The organism is Candidatus Methylomirabilota bacterium (assembly GCA_003104975.1).
Lineage (GTDB): Bacteria > Methylomirabilota > Methylomirabilia > Methylomirabilales > Methylomirabilaceae > Methylomirabilis.
In genome coordinates this window covers 121,082-137,219 of record PQAM01000006.1, presented here as the reverse complement: position 1 = coordinate 137,219, position 16,138 = coordinate 121,082, and the positions used below count along the sequence as shown (strand labels likewise).

11 protein-coding genes are annotated in these 16,138 nt (G+C 62.3%); 9 read left to right on the top strand and 2 right to left on the bottom strand.

Annotated features, from left to right (window positions below; all coding sequences use genetic code 11):
* Nucleotides 1-93 precede the first annotated feature (93 nt).
* On the top strand, nucleotides 94-393 hold the full coding sequence (locus C3F12_03210) for a zinc-binding protein (GenBank protein ID PWB47968.1): 300 nt from the start codon (nucleotides 94-96) through the stop codon (nucleotides 391-393).
* Between the two features lie 221 nt (nucleotides 394-614).
* Here the strand turns inward: C3F12_03210 and C3F12_03205 are convergent, their stop codons facing one another.
* The gene (locus C3F12_03205; protein ID PWB47967.1) at nucleotides 615-1,034 is read right to left on the bottom strand and encodes a PIN domain nuclease; all 420 of its coding nucleotides are present in this window, start codon (nucleotides 1,032-1,034) and stop codon (nucleotides 615-617) included.
* Entirely contained in the window at nucleotides 1,031-1,273 is a 243-nt protein-coding gene (locus tag C3F12_03200) for an antitoxin (protein ID PWB47966.1), read from the bottom strand. Before C3F12_03200 ends, C3F12_03205 begins: the two co-directional genes overlap by 4 nt.
* Nucleotides 1,274-1,450: 177 nt before the next feature.
* Here C3F12_03200 and C3F12_03195 point away from each other — a divergent pair, with 177 nt between their 5' ends.
* The 8 genes from C3F12_03195 to C3F12_03160 all read left to right on the top strand — a co-directional run bounded on the left by C3F12_03195 (nucleotide 1,451) and on the right by C3F12_03160 (nucleotide 16,095).
* Nucleotides 1,451-2,887 carry an L-seryl-tRNA(Sec) selenium transferase gene (locus tag C3F12_03195; GenBank protein ID PWB47965.1) on the top strand — a complete coding sequence of 479 codons (1,437 nt, stop codon included), beginning with the start codon at nucleotides 1,451-1,453 and terminating at the stop codon, nucleotides 2,885-2,887.
* A gap of 45 nt (nucleotides 2,888-2,932) precedes the next feature.
* Nucleotides 2,933-3,619 (top strand): dTMP kinase, encoded by a 687-nt coding sequence (locus tag C3F12_03190; GenBank protein PWB47964.1) that lies wholly within the window; start codon nucleotides 2,933-2,935, stop codon nucleotides 3,617-3,619.
* Nucleotides 3,598-4,662, top strand: coding sequence for a DNA polymerase III subunit delta' (holB, locus tag C3F12_03185; GenBank protein PWB47963.1), 1,065 nt, complete (start codon nucleotides 3,598-3,600; stop codon nucleotides 4,660-4,662). Before C3F12_03190 ends, holB begins: the two co-directional genes overlap by 22 nt.
* Nucleotides 4,659-5,558: a stage 0 sporulation protein gene (locus C3F12_03180; protein ID PWB47962.1), complete on the top strand. Its 900-nt coding sequence runs from the start codon at nucleotides 4,659-4,661 to the stop codon at nucleotides 5,556-5,558. The genes holB and C3F12_03180 overlap by 4 nt, the downstream gene beginning before the upstream one ends.
* Complete coding sequence (locus C3F12_03175) at nucleotides 5,555-7,489, top strand: methionine--tRNA ligase (GenBank protein PWB47961.1); 1,935 nt, start codon at nucleotides 5,555-5,557, stop codon at nucleotides 7,487-7,489. The genes C3F12_03180 and C3F12_03175 overlap by 4 nt, the downstream gene beginning before the upstream one ends.
* Nucleotides 7,490-8,257 (top strand): hydrolase TatD, encoded by a 768-nt coding sequence (locus C3F12_03170; protein ID PWB47960.1) that lies wholly within the window; start codon nucleotides 7,490-7,492, stop codon nucleotides 8,255-8,257. It abuts the gene before it with no gap.
* Between the two features lie 272 nt (nucleotides 8,258-8,529).
* Nucleotides 8,530-14,751 carry a hypothetical protein gene (locus C3F12_03165; GenBank protein ID PWB47959.1) on the top strand — a complete coding sequence of 2,074 codons (6,222 nt, stop codon included), beginning with the start codon at nucleotides 8,530-8,532 and terminating at the stop codon, nucleotides 14,749-14,751.
* Nucleotides 14,752-16,095, top strand: coding sequence for a hypothetical protein (locus C3F12_03160; GenBank protein ID PWB47958.1), 1,344 nt, complete (start codon nucleotides 14,752-14,754; stop codon nucleotides 16,093-16,095). It abuts the gene before it with no gap.
* Nucleotides 16,096-16,138: the final 43 nt, after the last annotated feature.

The following is a 16,138-nucleotide window of genomic DNA, read 5'->3' as shown; positions in this document are numbered from 1 at the left end:
ACAACGGTAGGGGTGAGACAAGCACAGTGCTCGGGGAGCGTTGAGACACGGAAACAGGGTAATAACGGGTTACGGTTTGGCAGGAGGCAACCAATGGCATTCCAGGATAGGTCACTGACATGTGTTGATTGTGGGCAGCAGTTTACCTTCACCGCAGGCGAGCAGGAGTTCTATGCGCAGAAAGGGTTCATGAATGAGCCGAAACGGTGCAAGAGCTGCAAGTCGGTCCGCAAAGGGGTAGGCGGCCATGGAGGCCCCCGCCAGGAGTATGAGGTGGTCTGCTCGAACTGCGGCCAGCAGACCTCCGTTCCGTTCAAGCCGATCCTCGACAAACCGGTCTTCTGCAAGCCCTGCTTCGTGGCCAAGCGATCCGGAACTGGGAGAGGTATGTAACGCTCAATAGCCTATCGTCGTCAGCGAGTACACAGGGCCGGGCACGTCTATCGTGACCCGGCCCTGTGTTTTTCGGATACGATCACGGAGTCCGTCATTGCGAGCGTGGCGAAGCAATCTCACCGTTCTTGGCTCCGAGTTCTCCAAGCTCACAGTTCGTCATTCCGGGTTGACCCCGACTTCGATGATCTTGCCGCCCGTTATTGGACATTCATCCGATTTTACGGCAGTGTCCGTAAGATCCGAATCAGTTCATCAGGGGCATACACGCGGAGCGTCGCGTACTTAAAGTCCTGTCCATTGCGCGTCACGATGCCATCGGCCCCCGCGTGCCGAGCGGCTTCATGAATGACCGCATCCCCATAATCCGGAAAGTGCATTTGGAAGGCGTCCTCCAGGACGGCGCGATTTACCGGAGCTACTTCAAACAACTTCAAAATATTCCGAAGATGCACTCGGGCTTGACGGTTTCCGACAATCTTGTGAGCCAGATAGTAGAGGGTGGGGACCACAGATGCGGGGATCAGGCCAGTCAGCATCCCATACTCCACCGTCGCGAACAACCGAACAGCGGTCGGAGCGTGCGGCTCTCGCTTGAGGAGGACGTCCAGGATGACATTGGTATCAAAAAGCACCTTCATCGATGCTTTTCTTTGAGGTAAGTGTAATAGTCTGCTTCATCGAGCCGGCTTGGGGCGAGCGCCCCATAAAGCGACCGGGTCAGCGGGGGCAGCGTGTCTTCACCGGTGGCGGCGGTCTGATCCAGCAGCGCGAAATAATCCGCGACAAGTTGCGAGACCGACTTCCCGGCCTCGCTGGCGTACGCCTTGGCGCGTCGAATCAAATGGTCCTTGAGACGAAGTGTCAGCTTTGTCTGCATAGCGCCTTCTTATGAAAGACGTATAAATCATATGAGGACTATACGTCATTCAAGTACCAGAGTCGAGCTTACTCTGCCCCCACGCGGGGTTGAATCAGGCGGGTAAGTGTGATAGCCTGACAATAACGTAGGCATCCGCCAGCGCCTTCCGGTGTCAATTGTCGATTGGAAAGAAGAGTGCCTGTAGATAGTGGGACCAGACTCCAGCTTAGGCAACTCCCCTCGGTGGATGAGCTGTTGCAGAAGCCGTCGATCCGGGAGTTGACGCAGACGCTGCCGCGCTGGACGGTCGTTGAGGCGATCCGAGAGACGCTTCAGTGTCGGCGGCGGATGATCGCCGACGCGCAGTCCGGTGCCGGGGCCGTCGATCTGCCGTCCAATGCCGCACTGGCAGCCGAGGTCCGGCGGATCGCGCAACGGTTGAACGGACCGACCCTGCGGCGCGTTATGAACGCCACCGGCGTGGTCATCCATACCAACCTTGGTCGCGCCCCGCTCGCCGAGGTGGCCGTTGAACGTATAGTCGAGGTGGCACGGGAGTACTCGAATCTGGAGTACGACCTTGACCGGGGTGACCGGGGGTCCAGGCAGGATCACGTAGCGGGGCTCTTGTGCCGTCTGACCGGGGCCGAGGCGGCACTCGCGGTGAACAATAACGCCGCGGCTGTCCTGCTGACCATTAATACGCTGGCCGATGGACGGGAGGTCATCGTCTCGCGCGGGGAGCTGGTGGAGATCGGCGACTCATTCCGGATTCCCGATGTGATGCGCCGCGCGGGAGGGATCCTGCGGGAGGTCGGGACGACCAATCGGACCTATTTGCGGGATTACGAAGAGGCTGTCGGCCCGGCGAGCGCGATGCTTCTGAAGGTGCACACCAGCAACTTCCGCATCCAGGGGTTTACCAACCAGGTGCCGGTGGCCGAGTTGGCCGCCCTGGGCGAAAAGATCGGCCTGCCGGTGGTGGAGGATGTCGGGAGCGGCGCCCTGATCGATCTGTCGGCGCTCGGCTTTTCGAAGGAGCCGATGCCCTCGGAGAGCATCCGGGGCGGAGCCGATCTGGTGACCTTTAGCGGCGATAAGCTGCTGGGTGGGCCGCAGGCCGGCCTGGTCGTGGGGAAGCGACGGCTGGTCGAACGGCTGCGCCGCAATCCGCTGGCGCGCGTCGTCCGGATCGACAAGCTCTCACTGGCCGCACTGGAGGCGACGTTGCGCCTGTACTGTGATGAGGGGCAGGCTGCGGCCCACGTACCGGTGCTCCGGGCGCTTGTCATGCCGCTTCAGGAGGTCGAGCGTCGGGCCGTGTATCTACATGATCGAATTGCCGCAGTCTCGTCTGGTCACCTTGATGTCTCTGTCATCGAGGGGAGTTCGGAGGTCGGCGGCGGCGCGCTGCCCCTCGAGGCGATCCCGACGCGACTGGTGGCCGTACGGGGCGTCCGTCTGACGGCTGCGGCGTTGGAAGAGCGCCTGCGTCGGACCGACCCACCGGTCATGGTCCGGATCAAGGACGACCGGGTTATCCTGGATCCCCGCACCGTTCTGGCTGATGAGCTGGACACACTGGCCGGGTTGGTGGCCTCGGTCGCATTTTCAAAGGAAGCTGTTAGCTGATAGCTGACAGCTAAAGCGAAGAAGGGCGGAGGGACAAGTAAGGTCATGCGCGGACTATTCGTAACCTTTGAGGGGGGCGAGGGGTCTGGGAAGACGACCCAGCTTGCACTGTTAGCCGATCGTGTTCGCGCCTCCGGTCAAGAGGTCGTTGAAACCCACGATCCAGGCGGGACCGCCATCGGGAAGGAGATCCGTTCACTCCTGCTTCATTTGGGGTCCGGCCCTATCGCACCTGCCACGGAACTGCTGTTGTACGAGGCCAGCCGCGCACAACTCGTCCGCGAGCTGATCGCGCCCGCTATCGGACGAGAGGCCGTGGTGCTGTGCGATCGTTTTACCGATTCGACGGTTGCCTACCAGGGATTCGGGAGGGGGATCGATCTGGATCTGATACGGCGGCTGAATCGGTTTGCGACTGACGGACTTGCGCCGGACCTGACCATCCTGCTCGATCTTGATCCGCAGGTCGGACTGGCACGGTGCAGACAAGTCGACACCCCAGAGAAGCCGATAGGACTGGGCGCAGCATCGTTGTCTTGGGACCGGATCGAGGCCGAGCCGCTGGACTTTCACCGGCGGGTCAGAGACGGCTACCTGACGTTGGCTGCGGAAAATGCGGATCGAGTGATCGTGATCGATGCGGGCTTGGATGCGATCGAGATTGAGGCTATTGTGTGGAATCGGTTTATTCGGCTCACATCGGTGCAACGATGCCGTTTCATGATGTCGTAGGCCAGACGCGGGCTATCGGGTTCCTGCAGCGGGCGCTGGCGACCGGGCGGATCGCGCACGCCTATCTGTTCAGTGGGCCGGCCGGTGTCGGCAATTGCGCCGCCGCGCTCGCCTTCGCCCAGGCGCTGAACTGTGAAGAGGCGGCCCAACCCCCAACCCCCAACCCCCAACCCCCCGAGTCCCCTCACGCCTTACGCCTTACGCCTCACGATGCCTGCGGGGCGTGCCGGTCCTGTCGTAACATTGCCGCCGGACAGCATCCCGACGTCCAGGTGATCGAACCGGACGGCGCGTTTATCAAGATCGAGCAGATCCGGACCCTGGAGGCCGACGCCGCCCTGGTTCCATATGAGGCGCCGTGGAAGGTCTTTATTCTCGACAGCGCCGAGCGCATGACGGAGCAGGCGGCCAACGCCCTGCTCAAGACTCTGGAGGAGCCGGCCAAAGATACCGTGTTCATCTTGCTGACAAGCGCCGTCGCGGCCCTGCTTCCCACCATCGTCTCCCGGTGTCAGTCCGTCACCTTTACCCCGCTGCCGCACGGGGAGATCGAGACCGTGTTGAGGAGACAGGGGATGGAGCCGTCGCAGGCGCGGCTGATTGCCTCCTTAAGCCGTGGGAGCATCGATCGGGCCTTGAGCCCGGAGGTGGCGTCGCTCCCGGCGACGAGGGATCGGTTGCTCGAGGGGATTGGTCGAGGGCTCGGCGAAGGGCCGGCCGCCCTGGTAGAACTGGCCGAAAAGCTGGCGAAAGATCGGGACACGCTTCAACAGCAGTTGGAAATCCTGTCGGCGTGGCTGCGTGATCTGATGGTCGTGAAGGCTTCGGGACATACCAGATGGCTTGTCAACGATGACCGCGGCGAGGCCATCGCCGGACAGGCGAAGAGCATCTCCCTGAATGCCGTTCTGGACGGACTTCGCGCGGTTCATGCCGCCATGGAGAATATAACCCGCAACGCGAACCCGCGCCTGTCAATGGAGGATCTGCTGCTCCGACTGCGGGAGCTGCTTCCGTCAACCCTATTGTCGGTATCAGTATGAAAACGGTACGTATCAACCTGGGCGAGACCGAATATCAGGATCAACATTACGATCCACGAGGGGTCACACTGCAACCCGGTGATCAGGTGGTGGTCGAAACGAAGTGGGGGCAGGGGCTGGGCCGTGTCTTCTCCACCTTCCCGCTCTTTCCTGATCAGAAGATCACCGAGCCGCTGCCGGCCGTCATCCGCATAGCCACGGCACGGGACCGCGCCAACGAGGAACGCATCAGGCGTCTGGAAACGGATGGACGCGCGTTCTGCTCACGAAAGATCACGGAGTTCGGGTTGCCGATGAAGCTGGTCGATGTGAAGGCGAGCTTCGACCGCAGCCGGGTGACATTTTATTTCTACGCCGACGATCGGATCGACTTCCGCGAGTTGGTGAAGGACCTGGCGCAGCACCTGCATACCCGCATCGAGATGCGACAGATCCGGGCCCGGGACGTCGGCAGCAAATTAGGATGCGTCGGGCCGTGCGGCCGGGAGCTGTGCTGCAAGACCTTTTTGAAGGAGTATGAGCCGATTTCGGTCCGGATGGCCAAGGATCAGAACCTCCCCCTTAATCCGAGCAAGCTGGCGGGGATGTGCGGACGGCTCAAGTGCTGCCTTCGCTACGAGCACTCGATGTATGAGGAGGTCAAGCGGCGTCTGCCCAAGATCGGCTCCCCGGCCGAGGCGCCAGAGGGGATCGGGATTGTAAAGACACGGAACCTGCTGGCCGAAACGGTGGTCATCGAACTGGAAGACGGGGCGCAGATCACCGTCAAGGCCGCCGATCTGATTCATGTCGGCCCACCACTGGACGAGGACGGACCGAGAGGCGGTTGCGGCGGCGGAGGCTGCCCCAGCGGTGGCCGAGGGGTCGGCCCCGAGGCAGATCCTACCCACTCATGAGCGATCAGACCTTCTATCTGACCACCCCGATCTACTACGTCAACGCGACCCCGCACCTGGGGCACGCCTATACCACGATCCTGGCCGACGCGATGGCTCGTTTTCAGAGGCTTCGGCTGGGACCTGAGCAGGTCTATTTCCTCACCGGCACCGACGAGCACGGCGACAAGATCGTCCAGGCGGCGGCGCAGGCCGGTGAGAGCCCGCAGGCCTATACCGACCGGATCAGCGGGATCTTCCGGGAGACCTGGACGCGGCTGGGGCTTACGCCGAATCAGTTTATTCGGACGACCAGCGAGCCGCACAAGCGTGCCGTTCAGCGGTTCCTGCAACAGATCTACGGTGCCGGAGATATCTATTTCGGCGAGTACGGCGGGCATTACTGCTACGGCTGCGAGCGGTTCTATACGGAAAAGGAGCTCGAAGCGGGCAAATGCCCGGATCACCAGACGGTCCCCACCTTTATTAAAGAGCAGAACTACTTCTTTCGGATGGGGAAATATCAGGAGTGGCTGATCGACCATATTCACCGCCATCCCGACTTCATCCGGCCGGAGCGCTTTCGGAACGAGGTCTTATCGTTCTTGAGGGAGCCGCTGGAGGACCTCTGTATCTCCAGACCTGCGACGCGCCTCACATGGGGAATCCCGCTTCCCTTTGATGACCGGTACGTCACCTACGTCTGGTTCGATGCGCTGATCAACTATATCTCCGCGCTGGGTTGGCCGGACGGTGAGGCGTTTCACCGTTTCTGGCCCGCCCAGCATCTGATCGCCAAGGATATCCTGAAGCCGCATGCCATCTACTGGCCGACGATGCTGCGGGCGGCGGGGCTCCCGCCGTACCGACATCTGAATGTCCACGGCTACTGGAAGATCGAAGAGGCCAAGATGTCCAAGAGCCGAGGGACGGTGGTCCGACCGCTTGATCTGGCCGACAAGTACGGCGTCGATGCCTTTCGCTACTTCGTGCTGCGGGAGATGACCTTCGGCCTGGACGCCGCCTTCAGCGAGGATGCGCTGGTGGCACGGCTGAACGCAGACCTGGCCAACGATCTGGGGAACCTCTACAGCCGCGTTCTGAAGCTGATCCAGCGATATTATGCCGGTGCTATCACGTACGCGTCCGGTGCCGGAGATCTGGTCGAACCCGCACGCGGCGCCGCGGTGGAGGTCATGGCCGCTATGGAGCGCTTCGCGTTCAGCGAGGCGTTAGCGGCGATCTGGAACCTGATCTCAGCAACGAACAAATACCTGGTCACCAACGAACCTTGGAAGCGCGACCCGAACGATGCACGGACGAAAGCGGTCCTGTCCACGGCAGCGGAGACCCTCCATACGATTGCGTTGCTTCTGTGGCCGTTCTTGCCCCAGACGGCCGAGCGGATGCTTCAGGGCTTGGGGGTCTCCGACACGATGACGCCGATTCGGCTTAATGACGTCACACCGGCGGAAGGGATACAGACGCGAGAGTGGCGAGTCCAGGAGGTGCAGGCCCTCTTTCCCCGTATCCAGACGAGCGCTCCCCGCTTACAACCTGCCGGGACAGGCGCAAGGCAGCCTCATACAGAGAAAGAGTCGCCCATCGTTTCCGAGACCGCACCTGAACAGATCATGATCGAGGAGTTCCGTCGCGTCGACCTGCGCGTCGCGGAGGTGATCGAGGCAGAGGCGATCAAGGGATCCAAGAAGCTGGTGAAGCTGCGGGTGAGGCTTGGGGAGGAAGAGCGGACCGTCGTTGCGGGCCTGAAGGCGCACTATCCGCCTGAAAGCTGGACCGGGAAGCGGATCATTCTGGTGGCCAATCTGAAGCCGACCAGCCTGATGGGGATCGTGTCCCAGGGGATGGTGCTCGCGGCCGAAGACGACACCGGCCGGATCGTTCTGCTGACATCCGAGACCCCGGTGACCTCTGGTGCAAAGATTCGCTGAATGTTCGTCGACACCCACGCCCATATCCAGATGCATGAGTTCGATGCCGACCGGGCCGAGGTGTTGGCGCGGGCCGGAACTGCCGGGATCGACCTGATCATTACCGTCGGCTATCATCAGGCGGCCAACCGGAGGGCGGTGGAGGCCGCGCAACATCACCCACAGGTGTTTGCCGCCGTCGGCATTCATCCGCACGATGCCGAAAGCTACGATGATGCTGTCGACGAGAGCCTGCGCGCCATGGCCAAACAGCCCAAGGTGGTGGCCATCGGCGAGGCGGGTCTCGACTTCTTCCGCAACCGCGCCCCGCGCCCCGCCCAGTTCGATGCCTTTCGCCGCCAGATCCGACTGGCCAGGGAGTTGGATCTGGCGCTGATCGTCCACGACCGAGACGCCCATCACGACACGATGTGCGTCCTTGAGGAGGAGGCGGCACAGGCCGTCCTCCTGCACTGCTTCTCCGGAGATCCGGTAATGGCGGAAGAGGCCTGGCGGCGAGGCTACTACCTGTCTATCGCCGGGCCGGTGACCTATCCCAAGAACGAGGCGCTGCGCGACATCGCGCGAAAGGCGAGGACCGACCGCCTGCTCTTGGAAACCGATTGTCCCTACCTGCCGCCTCAAACCTTTCGAGGACAACGGAACGAGCCGGCGTATCTCGTCCACACGGCCCAGGAGGTCGCCCGCATCCTGGAAATGCCTCTCGAAGACCTCGGTCGCCTCACCACCGACAACGCCCGCCGCCTCTTCCGACTCCCCTCCTTGTAAGATCTTCACCCGATAGAACCGCGTCACATAGGATTTACCACGTGTGGCTATATTGAGTCATAGTGTATGCGCGAAAATGCGTATTGACATAGTCACACTGTGTTAGATAGATTAAGCGGTATTGTAACAGTGTCAAATATTGTGTCCTTGACTTGCTGAGAGTGAGCGTGTATAAAGCTCCGCGATATTGTCTTCACTTCGAATAGAGCCTAGTCCTGCGCAGTAGCCGCATCAGCCTTCGTGGCATACGAAAGCCTGTGGAGGGATCGGTCATGCTCCTGAGCCGGACGGTCCGACATGTTCGCAAGGCAGTGCATGCTGTCGCGAGTGGTGTCCGGCGGAGGCCGGCGCTGCTCACGGCCGTTCTCCCGGCTGCTGTTTTGGCTGGTACGGCCGCCTGGCTCAGTCCCTTGCAGGCCGCTCAGGGCATGATCAAGACAATCACCCCTCGGGCGGCCTACATCGGCGATCAGGCGCGCATCAAAGGCCACGGCTTCGGCGCCCACAACGTCCAGATCACCGTCGGCGGTATCGCGGCCCCAGTCCTCTCCGCGACCGGCCACTCGGCCGTCTTCCTTGTCCCCCCAGGTCTACACCCGGGGCCCACCACCGTCACAGTCACCAACCCCGGCGGCCGATCGGGGAGCATCGCGTTCACCATCCTCAATCACCCACCCCTCGCCAACGCCGGCCTTGACCAGACCGTCTCCGTCGCTACTACTGTCCAGCTTGACGGCACCGCCTCCTCAGATCTCGACGGCGACCCGCTGACCTTCCACTGGACGTTCGTTTCGGTCCCAACAGGCAGCACCGCGACACTGTCCGATCCCACAGTGGTGCGCCCCACCATCCTCATCGATCGCCCGGGGACCTACGCTGTCCAGCTCCTCGTCAACGACGGCTACACCGATAGCTCGCCCGACACCGTGCAGATCAGCACAACCAACTCACGCCCGGTAGGCGACGCCGGCCTCGACCAGACCGTCCACATTGGCAGCCTCGTACAGCTTGACGGCTCTTTATCCTCAGACGTCGATGGCGACCCGCTGACCTACGGCTGGACCTTCGTCTCCGCGCCAACCGGCAGCCAGGCCACCCTGAGCGACGCAACCACAGCGTACCCATCCTTCGTGGCGGATCTTCAGGGTCGCTACATCGTCCAGTTCATCGCCAACGACGGCGCCCTCGACAGCAAACCGGCTACGGTGCAGATCGACACCACCAACTCCCGCCCAACGGCCGATGCCGGCCACGACCAGCAGGCGACCATCGGCGACACCATCCAGCTTGACGGCACCGCCTCCTTCGACATCGATGACGACCCGCTGACCTACCGCTGGTCCTTCACGACTGCGCCGACCGACAGCGCGGCACGCCTGCTCAATCCCACGACAGTGCAGCCCAGGTTCGTGCCGGACCTGCTTGGCGACTATGTCGCGCAGCTCATCGTCAACGACGGCTTCGAGGACAGCCTTCCGGACACCGTGGCCGTCACTGTAGCGCCGTCGCCCAATCGACCGCCCATAGCCGGGGATGATACCGCCGTCACCGACGCAAACGCCTCGATCAGCATCGCCGTGCTGGGCAACGACGGCGATCCTGATGGCGATTCGCTCACGATTACGGCGGTCATGCAGGGGAGCCAGGGCGGGACGGTGACCCTCAACGGCGTCACGGTCACCTATACCTCACCCACCAACTGGAGCGGCACGGACAGCTTCACCTACACCATCAGCGACGGGCGCGGCGGGACGGCCACGGCGAGCGTGACGGTGACGGTCAACGCTGTGCTGCCCACGATCACCGGGTTCACGCCCACCTCAGGCGAAGTGGGCGACAGCGTCACGATCACCGGTACGAACCTTGGCAGCGTCCGCTCGGTGACGTTTAATGAGGTGCGGGCCGGCATCGACGGCAGTACGTCGACGAGCATCCGGACAGTAGTGCCGATCGGCGCCGCTACTGGGCGCATCACCGTCGAGACCGCCGGAGGGGCCGCGACCAGTGGCGACGATTTCGTTGTCCTGCTGAGTCAGGACTTCGCCCTCTCCGTGAGCCCGCCATCGGGGGCCGTCGTCCAGGGGACGTCCACAACCTACATGGTTCGGCTGGCCAGTACCGGCGCGCATCAGTTCACTGGACTCGCGAGCCCTTCCCTGGAAGGTCTCCCCCAAGGCGCGACAGCCTCCTTCAGTCCGGCGTTGCTCGCAACCGGGCAGACCGCCACCCTGCGCGTCAACGCCGCCTCGACGACGCCAGTGGGGATCGTGCCGTTGACCATCGTTGCCGTCGCCTCCATCGATGGCCGGCCTGTCACGCGCTCGGCCTCTGCCTCGCTTGCGGTGGTGGGCGCCGGGATCACCGCCCTCGCCGGACGAGTCCTCGATACCGACGAGCAGCCCATTCAGGGGGTGACGCTGCGGATCGAGACGGCACAGGGCAGCATCGAGGCCGTCACCGATGCGGGCGGCAACTTCCTGATGCAGAACCCGCCGGTCGGCGACCAGGTCGTACTGATCGACGGTCAGACGGCCAGCACCTCCACGAAGCACTATCCTACGATCCCGACCAACGTAACGATCCTGTCGGGCGTGGTGAATCAGCTCCCATTCATCCCCCACCTGCATCTGCAGAAGAATTTCAACTTTACCCAGATCAGCCCGACCCAGGAGACCATCGCCAGCGACCCCGAATTGCCGGGCGTCGCCCTGCGCATTCCGGCCGGCACCCAGATTATCGGCTGGGACGGACAGCCCAACGACAAGGTCTCGATCCGCACGGTGCCGATCGATCGTCTGCCCATCAAGCCGCCGCCACCCGAGGTCCGCGCCCGGACGGTCTACATGTTCTACTTCGGGAAGCAGGGCGGAGGCACCCCCAGTCGGCCGATTCCCTTCGCGGCCCCGAATGACCTCGGCCTCGCCCCCGGGGAGAAGGCGGAACTCTGGTACTTTGACGAGTCGCGCAATCCCGGTGAAGCGCCCAACGACTGGAGAATCGCCGGGACGGGTACGGTGAGCGCCGACGGCAAGACGATCGTCACCGATTCCGGCGTGGGAATCCCCAAGTTCTGCTGCGGGGCGAGCCTCTTCTCCAGTCCCAGTCCCGACGGAACGCCGATTAACATTATCGGCCAGAGCCCTCAAGGCGGCGACCCGGTCGACCTTGCCACTGGCGCGTTCGTGCTTCGCAACACCGACCTGGTACTGCCTGCAAGAATTCCAATTGTTATCGAGCGGACCTACCGCACGATGGACACCGTCCGGGGACCTTTCGGCTCCGGCACATATCTCGGCTACAACTGGCTCGTCAGGCGCACCGTGGACGCGGCTACGCTCATCCTCCCCGGGAATAGCCGCATCGCCTTCAGCCGTCAGCCCGACGGCACCTTTACGAACGGCGACCAACCGTTGTTCCTGGGTGCGAAGCTGGTGTTTAATGTTGACGGTTCCTCCATTCTGCACCTTAAGAACGGCGCCTTCTACACATTCAGTTCAGCAGGCATTCTCGTCGAGCAAGCCGATCACAATGGGAACAAGGTCACGATCAAGCGTGAGTTCGCGAGCGATGCAACCCGTGTGATCGCCCCGGACGGGCGCGAGTTCAGGCTGCAGATGCGAGAGGGTTTCCCGAACCTGATCACCAGGATCACCGACCCGCTTGGCCGCGCGGCGACCTACGAGTATTCGGGCGGCCAACTGATCAGCGCGACCAACCCAGACGGGGGCGTGACCAGCTACACCTACGACGGCAGCAGCCGCATGACCGCCATCACCGATCCCAAAGGGATCACCTTCCTGCGCAACACCTACGACGTGAATAGCCGCGTCTGTGAGCAGCAGCAGGCCGATGGCGGCACGTTCCGGTTCTACTACATCACGGCGGATCAAGCCAGCCTCCCAGAAAGCGCCCAGCTCCTGCAAGAAGCGGCCGGCGGCGGTCCCATCTCCGTGCCGCCGTGCAGCGCCCAGCCCTCCACCGGGATCGTCGGGGCCACCGTCGTCATCGATCCGCTCGGGCGCCCCACCACCTATCGCTTCAACGGTGCCGGCTACCTTACGTCGCAGACCGATGCCGTGGGCCAGACCACGAGAATGGAGCGAGAGGAGGGGACCAACCTGCTGCTCGCTACGACCGACCCCGTTGGGCGCACCACCCGCGTGACCTATGATGACTCTGGCAATGTACGCTCGATCACCGATCCGGCGGGCCAGACGCGCAGCTTCGAGTACGAGCCGACCTTCAGTCGGCTCACGCGCCTGACCGACCCGATGGGCAACGTCACCACCTTCGCCTATGACGGGCTGGGCAACCTGACCAGCCTGACCGACCCCACGGGTGCCAGCACCCGCATCGCCTACAACGAATTCGGCCAGCCCATCTCGACCACCGATCCGCTGGGGCACGTCACCCGCTTTGAGTACGACCTCGTAGGCAACCTCGCCACCATCACGGACCCGTTGGGCTACACCACCCAGCGGACCTACGACCTGGTCTCCCGCCTGCTCACCCAGACCGATCCGCGCGGCCGGACCACCAGCCTCAGCTACGATACCCTGAACCGGCTCACGCAGCTTGTCGATGCCGTCAATGGCCTGACCCGCTTCACCTACGACGGTAACGGCAATCTCCTGACCGTCACCGATGCACAAAACCACACCATCACCCACACCTATGACGACATGGATCACCTGGCCTCCCGGACCGATGCTGTTGGGGCCGTTGAGTCGTTCACCTACGACGGCAATGGGAACCTAACGAGCACCACCGACCGCAAGGGCCAAGCCAGCACCTTCACCTACGATGCGCTCAACCGGCGCACGAAGTCCACCTTCGCCGACGGCAGCAGCACCAGCTTCACCTATGACGCCGCCGGCCGCCTCCTCCAGGCCGGCGACTCTATCGGCGGGACGATCCTGCATGAGTATGACACCCTGGACCGTCTCACGACCCAGATCACGAATCTCGGCGCCATCCACTACGCCTACGATGCCCTCGGCCGCCGGACGCAGATGCAGGTGGGTGACCTGAGCCCGGTGAGCTACACCTATGACGCCGCCTCGCGCCTGCGGACCATCACGCAGGCGCCGCTGAACCCGGCGTCGATCGACTACGACACCCTCGGTCGGCGCACGAATCTCACGCTGCCCAACGGCGTCAGCACCGAGTACCAGTACGACGCTGCGTCTCGGCTCACCGCCCTCATCTACCGCAACGCGGCGGGCTTGCTCGGCGACCTCACCTACACCTACGACCCCGCCGGCAACCGGATCGGCGTCGGCGGCTTGTTCGCCCGGACGCTGCTGCCCGACTCGATTACCGCTGGCACCTACGACCCCGCCAACCGCCAGCAGAGCTTCGGTGACAAGACCATGACCTACGACGCGAATGGCAACTTGACCTCTATCACGGACCCGAATGGCCTCGCCACCTTTACGTGGGACGCGCGCAATCGGTTGGTTGGCCTTGCCGGCCCTGACGCGACTGCCAGCTTTGTCTACGACGCCTTCGGGCGTCGGGTCGTCAAGCAGATCAACGGCTCGGCCACCCAATATCTGTACGATGGCCTCGACATCACGCAGGAGGTACGTCCCAGCGGTCCCATCTCCTATCTGCGCACCCTCACCATCGATGAAGTGCTCGGTAGCCTGCGACAAGACGGCGCCTACTTCTCCATCTATGATGGCCTCGGCAGTACGCTGAGCGTAATGGATCAAACCAGCAATCCCGCCGTGCAATATGCCTATGATCCCTTCGGCACGACCTCCTCGACTAACCCAGCCTTCTCAAATCCATTCCAGTACACTCGCCGAGAAAACGACGACACCGGGCTCTATTTCTATCGTGCCCGCTACTACCATCCTGGGCTGGCTCGTTTCATCTCGGAAGATCCCCTGGGCTTCCGCGACGGACTCAATGAGTACACGTACGTTCGCAACAACCCAACCAATGCCAGCGATCCGCTGGGGCTCCTCACGGTGATGGTGCATGGAGTCCGCTTGGGAGCGCCACGTCCAGGAACCTATGCGGAGAACCCACTCGGACGCGCGATCCGAGAAGCAGGTGAACGGGTTGAGGAGGTTCGCTGGAACGGCAATCCCTTGAGCGTACAAGCCCAGACCGCAGTCTTGAATAAAATTGCCGACTACGCGGCACAGGCTGCGGCGAGGGGTGAACCGTTCAATATTATTGGTCACAGTTGGGGATCTGGTCTTGCTGTCGATTATAACGTGTCAACCTTATTAGCCGGCGGGCAGTCGGTAGATCTGCTGGTCACGATGGGATCTCCGGTGATGGGGGGAGATACCGGTTTTGCAAAAGACTGGGTCAATATCTGGTCGCCCCTCGATCCTATCTCCTGGCCATCGGCGCTCACGCTGGGCGCCGCGCAACAGGTGCGGACTTGGGCTGGACATATGGGCTACTGGGAGGACCCAACGACGATCAATGAGATCGTCAGGCGCATCGCGCAACAGAGGGGACGGCAAAAATAGATGCGCTCATGGCGCCGGGTTCAGAACGGAGAGTGTGACCGAGGGCCGTTATGCTGCGCGCTGGTGCTAGCTACGATGTTCTGGCTCAGCATGATGACCGGGTGTGGGAGATTGGGAGAGGCCGACGTGGCAGATCAGCCAAGAGAACGGTGGGCGTACACGACTAAGGCCCACCTCTTTTTCTATGGGCTTCTCGCCGGGGCACCTATAGCCCGGGAAGAGATCCGCGGTGTGCTGCTTGACCGGGATCGTTGCTATCTTGCCGTCGGTGCTCCGAAGCTCGTGGCGCTGGATCGCCATCGGGGCAACGTGGTATGGGAGAGGGCACTGCCATACAACGGGGGTCCCCTTGGAGACATGTTTGTCGAGGTAGGCGAACGACTGGTGATTGGCCTGTATGACGAGCAGACAAGGGAACTCGTGGTCCTCGGGTTGGATCGCGCAGACGGCACAACCGTCTGGCGAGTGAATCTTCCCGGTGCGAAGGGGCCTACCCTGGTAGGAGATGAGGCGAGCCTCGAGGTTGGCCCACGTGGGGACGCGGTGATCGCGAGCATCCCAGGGCCAGGGGCCAACGAATGGCATCGAATCGTCCTCAGGGCAAGCGACGGCGCCAAGGTGGCCGAGGCTCGGTATCCCGGCTACGTCTGGCGACGGCGACTAGGCACTCCTCAAGTAGCCGGGTTGATCCTTGGGTACGAGGGAGATCCAAGTGGTTCGGGTTGGAAGGCGTACCGCAAAGTGCTCGCGTTTCACGAGAGTACGGGCCAATTGGCATGGAGCCTCCCGCTTGTACCGGAGGGCGCCTCGTCCCCTACTGTTCTAGAGGATTCCTTACTGATCGCCAACGGAACTCAGCTTCTACGGATTGACCTCCGTACCGGTCAGCCCCGCTGGAAGGTCAATCTCGGGGGGCGGATTCCAGATAACGCGGATCCTCCACTGGTAGTCGGGGCGAAAGTTGCCGTGGTCCATAGGGCTACACCGGATCCCAAGGATAGGCTCTGGAAGCTTGGCATTCACCAATTGGAGGACGGCGCGCAGGAGACCCACGTAAACCTTGTACTAACCGAAATCGATGTTCCATCTGATTTACGAGGAATGGGTAACCGTGCCATTACAGGATCAAGCCTTAGAGTCAACGTTGTCGATGTCCAGCGAGCGAGACTCGTTGCCGCGCTCGACTTCAGGAAGATGTTTTCCTCGTTTGTCTATGCCGATCCCCGCTCGATGTGGATCGGCGGTAGCGACGATCAGGGATTCGTCGCTGTGACCACGGACGGGGTCCTTCGCTATTTCGCAGCAGAGGACTTCCGCGACGCTGCTGGGTCACCCGGTAGGTAGACAAGATGCCCGAAGAAGGGTCCATGAATATGGCTTGGACGAG